General features: G+C 44.4%; 12 protein-coding genes. 9 read left to right on the top strand and 3 right to left on the bottom strand.

Annotated elements, in window-relative coordinates:
- Nucleotides 1-54: 54 nt before the first annotated feature.
- Nucleotides 55-1521 carry an aminoacyl-histidine dipeptidase gene (locus EJN84_RS11050; protein ID WP_129595479.1) on the bottom strand — a complete coding sequence of 489 codons (1467 nt, stop codon included), beginning with the start codon at nt 1519-1521 and terminating at the stop codon, nt 55-57.
- A 177-nt stretch (nt 1522-1698) separates the two neighbouring features.
- Between EJN84_RS11050 and EJN84_RS11045 the strand changes: the two genes are divergently transcribed.
- The 9 genes from EJN84_RS11045 (at nt 1699) to EJN84_RS11005 (ending at nt 12753) form a co-directional block, all read left to right on the top strand.
- A complete protein-coding gene (locus tag EJN84_RS11045) occupies nt 1699-1923 on the top strand; it encodes a hypothetical protein (protein WP_129595478.1) in 225 nt (74 codons plus the stop codon).
- A gap of 6 nt (nt 1924-1929) precedes the next feature.
- A complete protein-coding gene (locus EJN84_RS11040; RefSeq protein WP_129595477.1) occupies nt 1930-2571 on the top strand; it encodes an OmpH family outer membrane protein in 642 nt (213 codons plus the stop codon).
- A 72-nt stretch (nt 2572-2643) separates the two neighbouring features.
- On the top strand, nt 2644-3834 hold the full coding sequence (locus EJN84_RS11035; protein WP_129595476.1) for a glycosyltransferase: 1191 nt from the start codon (nt 2644-2646) through the stop codon (nt 3832-3834).
- A 65-nt stretch (nt 3835-3899) separates the two neighbouring features.
- Entirely contained in the window at nt 3900-4496 is a 597-nt protein-coding gene (locus EJN84_RS11030; RefSeq protein WP_129595475.1) for a MarC family protein, read from the top strand.
- Between the two features lie 178 nt (nt 4497-4674).
- Nucleotides 4675-5958 (top strand): phosphopyruvate hydratase, encoded by a 1284-nt coding sequence (gene eno, locus EJN84_RS11025; protein ID WP_129595474.1) that lies wholly within the window; start codon nt 4675-4677, stop codon nt 5956-5958.
- A gap of 296 nt (nt 5959-6254) precedes the next feature.
- A complete protein-coding gene (gene mutS / locus EJN84_RS11020) occupies nt 6255-8840 on the top strand; it encodes a DNA mismatch repair protein MutS (protein WP_394343095.1) in 2586 nt (861 codons plus the stop codon).
- A gap of 20 nt (nt 8841-8860) precedes the next feature.
- Entirely contained in the window at nt 8861-9439 is a 579-nt protein-coding gene (locus tag EJN84_RS11015) for a thymidine kinase (protein WP_129595472.1), read from the top strand.
- A gap of 429 nt (nt 9440-9868) precedes the next feature.
- Nucleotides 9869-10345, top strand: coding sequence for a hypothetical protein (locus tag EJN84_RS11010; protein ID WP_129595471.1), 477 nt, complete (start codon nt 9869-9871; stop codon nt 10343-10345).
- Between the two features lie 86 nt (nt 10346-10431).
- On the top strand, nt 10432-12753 hold the full coding sequence (locus EJN84_RS11005) for an ATP-dependent helicase (protein WP_129595470.1): 2322 nt from the start codon (nt 10432-10434) through the stop codon (nt 12751-12753).
- Nucleotides 12754-12762: 9 nt separating this feature from the next.
- Here EJN84_RS11005 and odhB read toward each other — a convergent pair whose 3' ends face one another.
- On the bottom strand, nt 12763-14040 hold the full coding sequence (gene odhB, locus EJN84_RS11000; RefSeq protein ID WP_129595469.1) for a 2-oxoglutarate dehydrogenase complex dihydrolipoyllysine-residue succinyltransferase: 1278 nt from the start codon (nt 14038-14040) through the stop codon (nt 12763-12765).
- Between the two features lie 12 nt (nt 14041-14052).
- Complete coding sequence (locus EJN84_RS10995; protein WP_129595468.1) at nt 14053-16770, bottom strand: 2-oxoglutarate dehydrogenase E1 component; 2718 nt, start codon at nt 16768-16770, stop codon at nt 14053-14055.
- Nucleotides 16771-17170: the final 400 nt, after the last annotated feature.

Below are 17170 nucleotides of genomic sequence, written 5' to 3'. Positions count from 1 at the left end.
CATTCCGCGTTTAAATCGATCTGTTTCTTGCGAATCGTTGTCTGTAATTATTCGTTATTCGGCCTTGGCCGGAATATTTTCAAGCAATTTCACGAGGAAATCCCACCATTTGGCAACCGATGGGATATTCAGTCTCTCATTGGGAGAATGCACATCTGTCATAGTCGGGCCAATTGAAATCATGTCGAGCTGCGGGTATTTTTCGAGGAACAGTCCACACTCCAATCCGGCATGAATGGCTTTGATCAAAGGTTCTTGGTTGAAAAGCTCGGTATAGGTTTTTTGTGCTACTTTCAGAATCTCCGATTCGGGATTGGGTTTCCAGCCGGGGTATCCCTCGTTGTGCGTTACTTTTGCGCCGGCAAGTTCGAAAACCGAAGAAACCATGTTCACAATATCCTCCTTGCACGATTCCACCGAGCTGCGTTGGCTCGTTCCAATCTCAATAATATTTTCGTCGATCATTTTTACCGAAGCCAAATTGGTCGATGTTTCCACCAATCCGGGGATATCGTGACTCATACCAATCACCCCGTGAGGACATGCGTAGAGTGAAAGAATCAGGTTCTCGGTGGTGCGTTTGTTGATAATTTTTGACGGAATTTCAACCGTCTCGAGGGTGATGTTGAGTCCCGGATCCACTGCTTTGTATTCGTCCTGAACTTTTGCCAGGAATGTATTGAGCTTTATGCGTATATCTTCCTTGTATTTGTCTTTTACGCCGATAATGGCATGTGCTTCGCGTGGAATGGCATTGTGAAGATTGCCTCCGGATATTTCCGAAAGTACCATTCCGTATTTTTTTCGCGAAAGCGAATACAGAAAACGATTCAATATTTTGTTGGCATTGGCAAATCCCCGATCTATATCGCTTCCGGAGTGACCTCCTCGCAGCCCTTTGACATCGACACGAAACCAGAAATATTTTTTTGGAACGTCTTTCGATTTGTATTTGAAGTAAGCTTTCGTTCCTTTTCCACCTGCACAGCCGATGTATATTTGGCCTTCTTCTTCGGTGTCGAGATTAATGAGAATCTCGCCCGTAATAAAGTTTTTTTCCAATGCGTTCGCTCCCGTGAGCCCCGTTTCTTCATCTACAGTGAACAGTGCTTCTATTTTGCCGTGTGGTATGTTGTCTGAAGCCAAAATGGCAAGCGCAGCTGCGACTCCGACTCCATTATCGGCTCCTAAGGTAGTGCCGTTGGCTTTCACCCAGTCACCATCGATGATGGTTTCGATAGGGTCGGTTTCGAAATTGTGAGTTACGTCGTTGTTTTTTTCGCATACCATATCCACATGACTTTGCAGCACGACAGTAGGAGTGCCTTCTTTACCGGGTGTGGCCGGTTTTGTGATGAGTACATTCCCTGCTTTGTCCTGTTTCGCTTCCAGATTATGTTTTTGTGCAAAATCGAGCAAGTAGGCCAGAATTTTTCCTTCTTTTTTTGAAGGTCTTGGAATTTGGGTAATTTCGTAGAAATAATTCCAAAGATCAGTTGGTTGAAGTTCTTTGATAGTCATCTTTCAAAATATTTGTGAAATGTTTTTTATTGAACGCAAAAAATCGATTGTTGTTTTGATTCGAGCGATAAATTTACAAGAAATCTTCGTTCGAGAAAAATTTAATATCTTTAATACGAAAAAATTCGCTTTAATTGGCTAATTCAACTATCTTTGCTCAAAAATTGAGGTAAGAATATGATGCAAACGATATTTATTGGTATACTCTTACTGTTTGTGGCAGTATTGTTGATGGGCGTCAAAGTCTTTTTTACGAAAGACGGAGAGTTTCCCAACACACATATCGGTGCAAGCAAAGCTATGCAGGATAGAAACATCCTCTGTGCTTCCGATCAGGATACTCAGATGCGCGCCAAGGTAAATCCCGTTGAATTGATTTTGAAATCCGAACACAAAAAATAATCGAAAATGAAGAATACCTATTCGTATGTAATTGGCGGCATAATTGCTGTCGCCGTGGTGGTGCTATATATCTTGTTTTTTACCTCACGAACGTCTCTCAACTCAGATAAAAACGGTGCAGCATTCAACTTATCCGATTCAACCGTAACGTTGCCGATTGCCTATGTTAATATCGACTCCTTGTTGTCGAATTATAATTTTGCAAAAGATCTCAACGAAGCACTTATTCGAAAGGAAGAAAGCAGTCGTGCCACACTCAATCAAAAACAGCGTGAGATGCAGACAGCCGCACAGGAATTTGAACGTAAACGACAGAACAACGCTTTTTTGAGTCAGGACAGGGCACAGCAAGAATATGATCGCATCATGCGCATGCAACAGGAATATGAGCAAACGGCAAATCGTCTGTCTCAGGAATTTGCTTTGGAACAACAAAAGCTAAACTTTCAGATGGAAGATACCATCAAGGTTCGTTTGGAAGAATTTAATAAGAACAAGAAATACGAAATTATTTTCAGTAATCGGGGTACAGGGACGATTCTTTACAGCGATAAAAAATACGATATTACGAAGGAAGTGATTGATTTTCTGAATAAGAAATATGGCCCTGCAACGGCTCCTTCGTCTTCAAATGAGAAAAAGGAATAAATTCTTTTTTACCCAAAAAGAAAACGTGTATATTAGGTCCTTTTTATCGAGGGCCTAATTTTTTATCTGCTCATGAAGCATTGGGAACCCTATTTGAAAAAGAGCAAACTGCCGAGAGCGAGTCTGATTTCGGCTGATTTCAGTGCTTGCATGGCCGTTGTCATTCCTTGTTACAACGAGCCTAATCTGGAAGCTACTTTGCAAAGTCTTTGTGAATGTGCTTCTCCTGCTTGTGGCACGTTGGTGATTGTGGTGATTAACTCGAGAGAGAATTGCTCTGCCGATGTTGCTCGGCAAAACAGAGAGTCTTTTAGCCTGGTGCATGCTTTTTCACAAGCGCATGGCAATGAGAAAATACATTTTATGCCATTGCTGTGTGAGGAACTTCCACGCAAACATGCAGGTGTGGGATTGGCGCGAAAAATAGGGATGGATTTGGCCGTCGATTATTTTCTTCGAACCGAAAATCCAACCGGTATCCTCGTTTCACTCGATGCGGATTGCACCGTTTCTCCGAATTTTTTGGTCGACATTTCCGAAAGTTTCCGCGGAGATGAAAAATTGTGCTGCACCATTCACAATTTTTATCACCGTGTCGAGCATGGTGATCCGACTATAGAAGATGCCGTTCGCCAATACGAAGCTTATCTTAGATATTTCGAGAACGCACTTCGATATACGGGCTTTCCGTATTATTATCATACCATCGGTTCTGCTTTTGCGGTGACTGCCGACGCCTATGTGCGTGTCGGAGGAATGGGGCGTCAGCAGGGAGGAGAAGATTTTTATTTTTTGCAAAAAATATTTCAAATGGGAAAGACAAAAGAGCTCGACGATGTGATGGTTTACCCGATGGCGCGATTTTCGGATCGCGTCCCTTTTGGTACCGGCCCTGCTTTGCAAAAGATTATAGCCCAAAAAGATGGCTTGATGAAAGTTTATGACTTTGAAGCGTTTCAGTCGTTGAGACAGTTCTTCGACATGAAAGACAGTTTTTACGGCGCGTCGCAAGATCGCATCATCGAAATGATCCGCTGTCTACATCCCATGTTGCAGGAATTTTTGACAGAGAACAATTTTCTGCTCGATATCCAGGATTGCAATGCTAATGCGGCGACGCTAAAATCCTTTCAAAAAAGATTTTTCCATCATTTTAATGCGTTTAAAATTATCAAATATCTGAATTTTGCTCATCAAAATGCCTTTGGATTAACTTCACTAATTACTGCTCTTGACAAATATTCTGAAGCTATTGGAAGTTAAGACAAATTTTGCTATTTTTGTGGTCAGATTGATAGGAAAAACTGACTTTATTCTTTTTTATTGTTATGTGGGGTATAAACGGAGTTGAAATCGTAAGTGCATTCCTGGTATTGTTCGCTATAATCGATGTATCTGGATCAGTGCCTATTTTTATCAATCTTCGTAGCCAAAACAAGGTCATCAATCCGCCGAAGGTGGCCATTTATTCGCTTTTTTTCATGTTGCTTTTTCTTTTTGTAGGCGAATGGATCTTGAGACTCTTTCAGGTCGATATTTCGTCGTTTGCCGTAGCAGGGGCGATTGTATTATTGATACTTTCGGTAGAGATGATTTTAGGCGTCGAAATATTCAAAAATGATCAGTCCGGAGACAGCAATTCATCCACTCTGGTGCCGGTGGTATTTCCTCTCATTGCCGGGCCGGCAAGTTTCACTACCTTGCTTTCGATGCGCGCAGAATATCAAACGATCAATATCATCGTGGCCATTTTATTGAATCTTGCGATTGTGTATCTGGTTTTGCGGTTTTTAGATCCTGTGAAAAGAATATTAGGTGCAAGTGGAGCCTATATTCTCCGAAAATTTTTTGGCGTCATTCTCATGGCCATTTCTATCCGTCTGCTCACGTCCAACATGAGCACACTCATTGCCTCTTTCCAGTGAAAAGGGATTTTTCGGTTTACGATCCCTGTTTTTCCCTTTATTCTACTCCCAATTTTTTTGAGCAACTGTATTTCGAATTTAACAAAAAAAGAGTATATTTGTGCCATCAAATTGATGTACAGGTCAAGAGTTTAGATTATCACAAAAGATATAATTAATTTATCAAAATCAATCAAACATGAGAATTGTAAGTATTTTGGGACGTGAAATCCTCGATTCGAGAGGAAACCCCACAGTAGAAGTAGATGTAACTACCGAATCGGGAGCTTTTGGCCGTGCTGCCGTTCCTTCCGGAGCATCCACAGGCGAAAATGAAGCCCTTGAGCTTCGCGATGGTGACAAAAAAAGATATTTGGGAAAAGGCGTTCAGAAAGCAGTAGCAAATATAAACGATGTGATCGCTCCTGCTCTCCTTGGTATGAGCGCATTGGATCAGATGGGAATCGATGCCAAATTGCTCGAACTTGATGGAACAAAAACCAAATCGCATCTCGGAGCCAATGCCTTGTTGGGAGTATCGCTCGCAGTAGCCAAAGCCGGAGCCGATTATCTCGGATTGCCTCTTTATCGCTACATCGGCGGCACAAATACTTACGTGTTGCCTGTTCCGATGATGAATATTATCAACGGAGGTTCACACTCCGACGCTCCTATCGCTTTTCAGGAATTTATGATTCGTCCTGTAGGTGCGAAATCGTTTAAAGAAGGATTGCGTGCAGGTGCAGAAATCTTCCATTCGCTGAAAAAAGTGCTTCACGATAAGGGATTAAGTACGGCAGTAGGCGATGAGGGTGGTTTTGCTCCAAATCTTTCGGGTGGAACAGAGGAAGCACTCGAATCGATTCTTATCGCCATCAAAAATGCAGGATACGAACCGGGTAGAGACGTGACGATTGGCCTCGATTGCGCGGCTTCCGAATTTTACGAAAACGGCATTTACGATTATACCAAATTCGAAGGCAGTAAAGGTGAGAAGAGAACATCCGCTCAACAGGCCGAATATCTGGAACAACTGATTTCGAAATATCCCATCGATTCCATCGAAGACGGAATGAGCGAAAATGACTGGGACGGATGGAAACTGCTTACCGACAAGCTTGGCGGAAAATGTCAGTTGGTGGGCGACGATGTGTTCGTAACCAACGTAGAATTTCTCGAAAAGGGGATACGGTTGGGTTGTGCGAACTCCATCCTGGTCAAGGTCAACCAGATCGGTACATTAACCGAGACGCTCAATGCCATCGAAATGGCTCAGCGCAACGGTTATACTACGGTAATATCGCACCGTTCGGGCGAAACCGAAGATGCTACCATTGCCGATATCGCTGTGGCAACGAACTCGGGACAAATCAAAACCGGTTCTCTGAGCCGCTCCGATCGTATGGCGAAATATAACCAGCTACTTCGCATTGAGGAAGAATTGGGCGATCGCGCCGTTTATGGATATAAAAAAATCAAATAAAAGTTTTTTTACTCTCATAATGCAAAAAGAGGGGCTTCGATTGACTTCGAAAGCCCTTCTTTTTTATGTTATCGTGAAAGCTCTTTGAATCTTTTGCCGAAAGCTTTGTTTTATGAGAAGAATATAAAAAATCCTTCCTCGCAGGTCATTCCGTAAATTCATATTCTCACCAGCTTTTTTTGATCAATAACCGATCAACTCTTCACAATCAAAATTACCATCAATCTTCAGAAATCACTATCTTTGTTCGACTAAAAAATAAGACAGTGAGCAAAGAAATCGTAGAAACACCTTTGATGAAGCAGTACATCGAGATCAAAAAACAACATCCCGATGCCATACTGCTGTTTCGTGTAGGCGATTTTTACGAAACTTTTTCGGATGACGCCATCATCGCTTCCGAAATTTTGGGCATAACGCTCACCCGACGTGCCAATGGCGCTGCCCAGTTTGTGGAGCTTGCCGGGTTTCCCCATCACGCACTCGATACCTATTTGCCCAAACTGGTGAGAGCAGGCAAACGAGTTGCCATTTGCGATCAGTTGGAAGACCCCAAAACAACCAAGAAACTCGTCAAGCGGGGCATTACCGAATTGGTAACGCCGGGCATTACCATTGACGATAATATGCTCAACCACAAGGAGAATAATTTTCTTTGTGCTATACACACAGCCGACGGCAAACATTTCGGCATTGCTTTTCTCGATATTTCAACCGGTGAATTTCTGACGTCGGAAGGAACGAGAGACGACATCGACAAACTCTTGTCCAATTTTTCTCCGAAAGAAATTCTGATCGAACGCGGCAGTCGGAAAAAATTCGAAGAACGTTTCGGTTCGTTGTTTTTCCTTTTCGAGCTCGACGATTGGATTTTTACATCGGATGCCGCTCGTGACAGACTCCTCAAACATTTTCAGACGAAAAACCTGAAAGGATTCGGCGTAGATCATTTGCCGCTCGGCATCATTGCCTCGGGAGCCATTCTTCATTATCTCGACATCACACAACATTCGCAAATAAGCCACATCGTGGCATTGCGCCGCATCGAAGAAGACCGCTATGTGCGGCTCGACAAATTCACCGTTCGGAGTCTCGAATTGATTGCGCCGATGAACGAAGGAGGCAAAAGTCTGCTCGATGTGCTCGACAAAACCGTTTCGCCAATGGGCTCGCGCCTGTTGCGGCGCTGGATCGTGTTTCCGTTGAAAGACAAAAAACCGATTGAAAATCGCCTCGATGTGGTGGAAAACTTCTTTCGCGAGCCGGAATTGAAAGATCTGTTGGAACAACAGCTTTCGCTCATCGGCGATTTGGAACGAATCATTTCGAAAGCAGCCGTAGGGCGAATTGCTCCGCGTGAAGTGGTGCAGCTGAAAGTAGCTTTGACAGCCATCGAACCCATACGCGAAGCGTTTCTGGCATCGGACAACATCAGTCTGAAAGAAATGGGCGAAAAGCTGAATCCGTGTCCTGTGATTCGCGACCGCATCGAAAGAGAAATTGTGCCCGATCCCCCTGCACTTCTTAACAAAGGAGGAATCATTCGGAAAGGTGTGAACGCCGAGCTCGACGAATTGCGCGAAATTGCCTATTCGGGAAAAGATTATCTGCTGCATATCCAGCGGCGCGAAAGCGAGCGAACCGGCATCCCCTCGCTTAAAGTGGGGTTTAATAATGTATTCGGATATTACATCGAGGTGCGCAACACCCACAAGGACAAAGTCCCCGACGATTGGATTCGCAAGCAGACGCTCGTGAATGCCGAACGCTATATCACTCAGGAATTGAAGGAATATGAAGAAAAGATATTGGGTGCCGAAGATAAAATTTCGGTTATCGAAACACAACTCTATTCTTCGCTGGTAGAAAGCCTGATAGAATACATTCCGACCATCCAGGTGAATGCCAATGTGATAGCACGTGCCGACTGTTTGTTGTCGTTTGCAAAGGTGGCCCGGGAAAACAAATATATTCGTCCCGAAATCGACGAATCGGACGTTATCGACATCAAGGCAGGCCGCCATCCCGTCATCGAGAAACAGTTGCCGCCCGACGAGCCCTACATATCGAACGATGTATTTCTGGACAACGAATCGCAACAAATTCTGATCATCACCGGCCCGAATATGGCAGGCAAATCGGCTTTGCTGCGACAAACGGCGCTCATCGTCATCATGGCACAAATCGGCAGTTTTGTCCCTGCCGAATCGGCAAAAATAGGTCTGGTAGATAAGATTTTTACGCGTGTTGGCGCTTCGGACAACATATCGTTGGGTGAATCCACCTTCATGGTAGAAATGAACGAAGCCGCCAATATCCTCAACAATATTTCGCAACGAAGCCTGGTGCTCTTCGACGAACTCGGTCGTGGGACAAGCACCTACGACGGCATTTCCATTGCATGGGCCATTGTGGAATATCTGCACGAACATCCGCGTGCTCGAGCCAAAACACTTTTCGCAACGCATTATCACGAACTCAACGAAATGCAAAAATCGTTTAAGCGGATACGTAATTTTAATGTATCGGTGAAGGAGGTGGATAACAACGTGATTTTTCTGCGAAAATTACAACCCGGCGGCAGCGAGCACAGTTTCGGAATTCACGTAGCCCAAATGGCCGGCATGCCGCAAAGCATCACCAAGCGAGCGCAAGCCATTCTGAAACAGATGGAATCGGAAAACCGCAAACACGGCATCAAAAAACCCATTGACGATTTCATCGAAAAACGGGAAGGCTATCAGTTGAGCTTTTTTCAGTTGGACGATCCGGTGCTCAGCCAAATCCGAGACGAATTGCTCCATTTGGATGTCAACAATTTGACGCCGCTTGAAGCGCTCAACAAATTAAACGAAATCAAGAAAATCGTGAGAGGAAAATAACTTTCCTCAATTATTCAAAGATGTACAACGAAAACAGCATAGAAGAAACCGTTCGTAGCGGCCGTATCGAAGTGATTTGCGGCTCGATGTTCTCGGGTAAGACCGAAGAATTGCTTCGCAGATTACGACGAGCCAATTTTGCACATCAAAAGGTGGAAATTTTTAAACCATGCATCGACAATCGCTATTCGGCAGACGATGTGGTGTCGCACGATCAAAATTCCATTCCATCCACGCCGGTGGAACATTCGAACAACATCCTGCTGTTGTCCTCGGAAGTGGAAGTGGTGGGGATCGACGAGGCACAGTTTTTTGACGAAGGCCTGGTGGAAGTTTGCCAAGCACTTGCCGACCAGGGAGTTCGTGTGATCGTGGCCGGTCTCGACATGGATTTCAAACGTGTCCCCTTCGGGCCAATGCCGGCCTTGTGTGCCATTGCCGACGATGTAACCAAAGTTCATGCCATTTGCGTGAAATGTGGCCGGCTGGCCAATTATTCGCATCGACTTGTGGCAATCGACAAACAGGTATTGCTGGGCGAGACACAGGAATATCAGCCACTGTGCCGAACTTGTTATCTGCAGGCCACAACAAAATAGGAGCAACTGCTTCGGCACATAAAGAAAATTCGGCAAAGAAGATTGTTTACTGTTTCTTACATCTTAAAAATCTTAAAAATCGGAAAAATGTCTCTATTTCTCACATACGAATCTTGAAATCGAGCCCCCAAAAGTCCAAAATTTGGGTTAAACTCTATTCGAACCAAATACGACGCAAGTACGGCGCAAATACGACGGAAACCCAACACGAACAAAGCATGAAAAAATACTCCGGGTAGAGGCTGAAAAAGTTTCTAAACATCGATTAAACGGTATTGTAAATGCTTATCCGGTTGCTGAAAATCGTGATGTTATCTGCATAATTGATTTTTTTGATTAACGAAAATAAACAATCGCCGAGATATAACGTTATTATAGTAGGAATCTTATTTTATTTGCAAAACAAACTATTAACAAAAACATTGACGTATGAAACTAAAAAGATTTTTTGTTGCCACACTTTTGGCGACGGCTTTGACCACTACATTTACATTGAGTGCGCAGAATTATAACACCGGTCTTGGCGTACGATTGGGGTACGATAGCGGATTGACTTACAAAAACTTTTTCACCAATAGCAGTGCGTTCGAAGGCATCCTGAGTATCTCGCCCAATTATTTTCAGTTGGTAGGACTCTATGAATACCAGCGACCACTCGAAGGGGTCGACAATCTGGATTGGTATCTTGGTCTTGGAGCCCATATCGGAGGCATTCACCATCACAAGGATAAATACGACAACGCTTTTTTGATTGGGGCAGACATCATTGGCGGCTTGGAATATACATTCCCCGAAGCACCTTTTGCCGTCTCTTTGGATTGGAAACCGTCGTTTAACTTCACAAACGATTACAACGACTATTGGTATAGTGGATTTGCACTGACTCTGCGTTATACGCTCAGATAATTTTTTAGAGAATATTAAACAGAAAACCGCCCTTCTATAAGGCGGTTTTCTGTTTTCGTGCGGATAAAATTTGTATTTTTGCAGCTATGCAAGACAAAGATCCGGATATTTCCGAGAAACTGCTCGGTCAATTAAATGAAGCTCAACGCGAGGCCGTTGCCTATTGCGACGGACCATCGCTGGTGATAGCCGGCGCCGGTTCGGGCAAAACACGTGTGCTGACCTACAAGATAGCTTATCTTTTGGCACAAGGACTTCCGCCCTATTACATTCTTGCCCTGACCTTTACGAACAAAGCGGCACGCGAAATGAAGATGCGGATTGCCGATTTGGTAGGTGAAAAGAAAGCCCGACAGTTGTGGATGGGAACATTTCATTCCATCTTTGCACGCATATTGCGCAGCGAAGCCGAACACATCGGATTTAAATCGAATTTCACGATTTTTGATTCGGGAGATTCTGCAAGTCTCATCCGACAGATCATCAAGGACATGAATCTGGATGACAAGATTTACAAAGCGGGCAGTGTGCATAATCAGATATCGAGGGCCAAAAACAATCTGATCACACCCAAAATGTATGCCCAGAACACCGAAATTCAGGAATACGACCGGGCGGCAAAACGGCCACAACTATTTGAAATCTACCAACGATATCAGGACCGCCTTCGTTCGGCCAACAGCATGGATTTCGACGATTTGCTCATGTACACCAATATACTGTTCCGTGACCATCCGGAAGTGCTCGAAAATTATCAAAACCGTTTTCAGTATATTTTGGTTGACGAGTATCAGGACACGAATTTTTCGCAGCACCTTATCGTGAAGCAACTCGCCGACAAGCATCACCGCATTTGCGCCGTAGGCGATGATGCCCAAAGCATCTATTCGTTTCGGGGAGCGAATATCGACAATATTCTCAAATTTAAATCCAATTTTCCCGAAACCCGGATTTTCAAACTCGAGCAAAACTATCGATCGACCCAAACTATTGTGAATGCGGCAAACAGCCTTATCAAGAAAAATACGGAGCAAATCTTTAAAAACGTATTCTCGAAGAACGACGAAGGCGAAAAGCTGGAAGTTGCCGGCGCTTTTTCGGACTTCGAGGAAGGATTGATCGTTTCCAATAAAATAGCGCGAATGCGCTACGAAGAGCATGCTTCGTATGGTGATTTTGCCATCCTGTACCGCACCAATGCACAATCGCGTATTTTTGAAGAAGCTTTACGCAAAAAAAACATTCCCTATCGCATTTACGGTGGAGTTTCGTTCTATCAACGAAAAGAAATCAAGGATGTGATCTGCTATTTTCGGCTCATCGTCAATCCCGGCGACGAAGAAGCCTTGCGGCGCATCATCAATTACCCTGCAAGAGGGATCGGCGAAACTACATTCGCGAAAATTGCGTCGGCCGCCCAACTTCACGGCGTGAGTCTGTGGCAAGTGTTGAGCGATCCACTGCAATATAATTTGAACATCAATTCGGGAACAGCCAAAAAACTGGCCGATTTTCGTGCACTGATCAGCGAATTTATCGAACAGAACGAAACGCTCAATGCCTATGAGCTGGCTCATTTGGTGGTTCAAAAATCGGGAATATACCGAGAGGCTTACGACGACAAAACGCCGGAAGGCATGAGCCGTGCCGAAAACATCGAAGAACTTCTTAATGCAATGAACGAGTTCGTTTCGACGCGCACTGAAGAAGGCGCGGAAGATATTCGACTGATCGATTTCCTTTCGGAAGTATCGTTGCTCACCGACCAGGATACCGATCAGGAAGCCCAAGACGAAAAGGTAACGTTGATGACGGTTCATTCGGCCAAAGGTCTCGAATTTAATCACGTTTTCGTGGTGGGATTGGAAGAAGATCTGTTCCCCTCGCGCATGGCCATGAACGAGATGAGAGGATTGGAAGAAGAACGCCGGCTCTTTTATGTGGCCATCACCCGAGCCAAAAAAACCTGCACCCTTACCTTCGCCAAAAGTCGGTTTAAGAACGGGCAAATCAATCCGGCACGCGAAAGTCGCTTTTTGCGAGATATCGATCCGGAATATCTATCGATGGAACGCAATACCCTTTCGACGCAACGCGAAGCATCCAATGACGGATTTTGGGGATCGCTTCGCAATCAGCAGGTTTTCCGTAAGGAACCCGAACAACCGTCGTTTATAAATGAACCGAAAAAGATATCGCCCGTTGCACGTTCCGCAAGTTCGACACCCCTATCGAAAGAAGCAGAAGCATTGCACGAAGGCAATGTCATCGAACACGAGCGTTTCGGACGCGGCGTGGTTTCGGCCATAGAACAGTCGGGTAGCGACAAACGAGCCTTTGTAGATTTTGAATCGGCCGGCACCAAACAGTTGTTACTGAAATTTGCCAAATTCAAAATCATTTCCTGAAAACCGGTTTTACAATTCGAGCAAGGCACGTTCGCCACTGCTTTCTCCGAAAAGCATGTCAACGGGATTTTCGAGCAATTTTTTCACCCTGACGAGAAACCCGACCGAATCTTTGCCATCGATCACGCGATGATCATATGACAAGGCAACATACATCATGGGACGTATCGCCACTTGTCCTTCGATGGCTACCGGACGTTCCAAGATGTTGTGCATACCCAAAATAGCCGACTGAGGCGGGTTGATAATCGGAGTGGACATCATCGAACCGAAAATGCCTCCGTTGGTGATGGTGAAAGTGCCGCCACTCATTTCGGGAATCGAAAGTTTCCCTTTTCGAGCTTTTTCGGATAATGAAGCTACCTGTTTCTCGATTTCTGCCAAACTCAAACTTTCCACATTTCGAACCACAGGTACCATCAATCCTTTGGGAGTACTTACCGCAACCGAAATATCGGTATAGTTATAGAAAATCATATTCTCGCCTTCGATGGACGAATTGACATTGGGATATTCGAGCAAAGCGATAGAAGATGCTTTCATGAAAAATGACATAAGTCCGAGCTTTATGCCATGTTTCTCGACGAACTGATCCTGATATTTTTTTCTCAAATCGAGAATTGCTTTCATATTCACCTCGTTGAAAGTAGTCAACATGGCTGTTTCGTTTTTTACAGAAACGAGGCGTTCACTCAGCTTTCGGCGGAGCGAACTCATGCGCTCGGTTTTGTAGTCTCGAGTTGCTGTCTTGCGCACACCGGGTGCCATTGTACTATCATCCATCGCTGCTTCGATATCCGAAGCTTTCAGCCGACGCAAGCCGTTAATCACATCTTCTATCGACAAGCCATTTTCTTGCATCATCTTTTTGGCTAACGGCGTGATTTTTACCTTCTCGAAAGTTGAAGAATTGTCTTGGACTTGTGGCGAGCTTTTTTCTTCGTAAGCAGGTATTTCCGGTTGAGGTGAGGTATCCACTTTTGTTTGCTCTTGCGCCGAAGGTTCCTTTTTGACCGTTTCGTCAGGAGTTTCTGCCGCATCAGGTTGGAATGAAGTATCGATTGTGCAAGCCACCGAGCCAACTTCCAATAGGGAACCTTCGGTTGCTTTATGAGAAATTTTGCCTGCCTCGTCGGCAACAAGAGTAAGCGTAGCCTTCTCCGATTCGAGTTCGGCTATCTCTGTTCCTTTTTTTACTATCGCACCATCCTCAACGAGCCAACGATAGAGTTCGACGTGCGTGATAGATTCGCCCGGTGTCGGGATTTTTATGTCTATAATTGCCATATCTGTGAGATGTTATTTGATTGCTTCGCGGATAATTTTTGACTGATTCACTTTGTGCATAGCGGGTAATCCTTCGGCGGTAACACCGCTTGCAGGGCGACTGATAATTTGGAGAGGTTCTCCAAAATGATCTTTGACGAACAAGCCGGCACCCATGTTGTAGGGTTCTTCCTGCACCCAAACTTTTTCGACGTTAGGACCGTAATTTTTTAGAATTTCTTTAAGTTGGTTTTCGGGATAAGGATACAATTGTTCGAGGCGAACAATCGAAACATGATCTGCATTGGTTTCTTTGCGAGCGGCATCGAGTTCGTAGTATATTTTTCCGGTACAAAGCACCAACTTAGTTATTCTTGAAAAATCTGAAACCGATTTATCGGCGATCACTTCCTGAAAATGTCCTTCGGTGAAGTCGGCAAGAGACGAAACACACTCGGGGTGACGCAACAGGCTTTTCGGGGTGAAAGCGATTAAAGGTATGCGAATATCCCGATGCAGCTGTCTGCGCAGGGCATGGTAGTGATTGGCCGGCGTGGAAGGAATTACCACTTGCATGTTGTAATTGGCACACAGACTGAGAATGCGCTCGACGCGACCGCTCGAATGTTCGGCACCCTGTCCCTCGTAACCGTGCGGAAGGTAAAGAACCAAACCCGATTTTACCCCCCATTTTTCTTGAGCTGAAGCGATGTATTGATCCACAACCACCTGTGCCTCGTTGAGGAAATCTCCAAACTGTGCTTCCCAAATGGTGAGTCCGTCGGGATAAGCGAGTGAATATCCATATTCGAATGCCAGAATACCATATTCGCTCAGAGGCGAATTGTAAACACGAACGGGAGCAAATTCTCCTCCCAAATGTTTGAGAGGAAAATATTTTTCCTCGCCGTCTTCGGTTACTATTTCGGCATGTCGGTGCGAAAAGGTTCCGCGTTCCGAATCCTGTCCACTCAATCGTACGGCATGCATTTCCTTTGCCAGTGTTGCATAAGCCATCAACTCGCCCATCGCCCAATCGTAGGCGTCGGACTCGATCATATCTGCACGTTGTGCGAACAAACGAATGGTTTTATTGAAAAAATGTTTGTCAGAAGGCAAAGTCGTTATTCGTCTTGCCAAATCAAGAAACTCATCCTTTTGGAAAGCCGTGTCAACCGGTGATTCAAAGTCTTCTGCACGAGGCAAACGGATATTTTGATACTTCTCCCGGAGAAAAGGTAAAATTCGCAATCGGGGACTTTCGATTGATTTCTCGTATTCGCGTTCCATCCGTTGGTGAAAATCCGAAACTTTTCGATCATATTCCTGCTGCGAAATCACACTTTCGGCCATCAATTTTTCGGCATAAATTTCACGCGGATTTTTGTGCTTGGCAATTATGTCATAAAGTTTGGGTTGTGTAAAACGGGGTTCATCACCCTCGTTGTGTCCGTACTTCCGGTACGAAAGCAAATCTATAAACACATCGATGTTGAATTTCTGACGAAATTCGAGTGCGAGTTTGGCAACAAAAATCATCGCTTCCACATCGTCGCCGTTGACATGGAAAACAGGCGACTGGGTAACTTTCGCTATATCGGTACAATAGGTACTCGAACGTCCCTGCAAATAATTTGTGGTGAATCCTACTTGATTGTTGATCACGAAATGAATGGTTCCACCGGTTTTGTATCCATCGAGTTTGGAGAATTGAATTGCTTCGTAAACAACCCCCTGAGCGGCAATGGCGGCATCGCCGTGAATGAGAATGGGTATCACTTGCTGATAGTTGTAATCGCGGTCGTTTTCGATTATCGCACGCGCCACACCTTCGGCTACAGGTGTTGATGATTCCAAATGCGATGGGTTGGGCACGAGACTGATCGATATTTTTCGTCCGTTATACTCGAATGTATTATTGTATCCCAGATGATATTTCACATCGCCATATAAGATTCCGTCTTCATATCCCTGAGCAATAAATCCTCGAAAAATTTCCCAATAAGGCTTCTTCATGATATTGGCCAACACGTTTAACCGTCCACGATGAGCCATTCCGATGACGATATCGTTGGCATCGTATTGTCCTCCATGTGATATGATGGTATCGAGAGCGGGAATAATCGCTTCGGACCCTTCGAGAGAAAATCTTTTTTGACCGACAAATTTTTTGTGCATATAATCCTCCAGCCCCGAGGCTTCTACCAAAGAGTCTAAAACGTGCAGTTTGGTTTCGTTAGAGAGAACTTCTTGGTTCTTCGATCCTTCCATCTTATTCTGAAGCCATTGCACGATTTCGGGCTTTGTCATGTAGCGATATTCCACGCCGATAGATTTGCAGTAAGTTTCCTGCAAATGAGAAACGATATCTCGAAGCTTGGCTCTACCGATTCCGATTTCGTTGCCTGCCTCGAACTCAGTATCCAGATCACCTTCTGTGAGATTGAAATTTTCGAGATCAAGTGTAGGCGAATAGGTTCTGCGAGTGCGAACCGGATTTGTTTTTGTGAATAAATGCCCGCGACGCCGATATCCTGCAATCAAGTTTAAGACAGCCATTTCCTTGGCAAAGTTTTCGGAGTAGGAAACCCCGGTAGTCGGTTTTACGGGGTATTGGCGAGTTGCCAGATCGAATCCCTGAAAGAAAAATTGGAAGCTGGCATCTACACTTTTCGGATCATCTTTGTACTGTTTGTATAGAGCCTCGATGGCATCCAAGTCCATCGTCCCGATAGGGTTGTTGGTATCCATTGTTTTTTTTTCGGTTGTTGTGATTTTTTAAAACGTAAAGATGACAATTTTGTTCCGAATTTCCAATAAATTAATGAGAAAAAGCAGGAATGATTATGTTTTGAGGGATTTGTGTCGGATATTTCTTGGTTTGTATGAATTAATGAAAGTAGGAGGCAGTCTCTATTTTTACTTGATCACGGCACAATGATCAATTTCGGCCATTGCAATCGCAAAAAATAAAGGTTCTATATGAATTTGTATGGGTAAACGTAAATTAATTGAGAATGTATAATCAATAGTTCGTTAATTATTTAATATACGAATCATGCAGCAATTGCTGCAAACTCGACGAGTTCTTTAACAAGTTTATCATTTAATCTTCTGTTCGGCTTTATGCCGGACACGCAAATAAATCGTT

This window comes from Seramator thermalis (assembly GCF_004138125.1).
Lineage (GTDB): Bacteria > Bacteroidota > Bacteroidia > Bacteroidales > Dysgonomonadaceae > Seramator > Seramator thermalis.
This window is presented reverse-complemented; position numbering and strand designations above follow the sequence as displayed.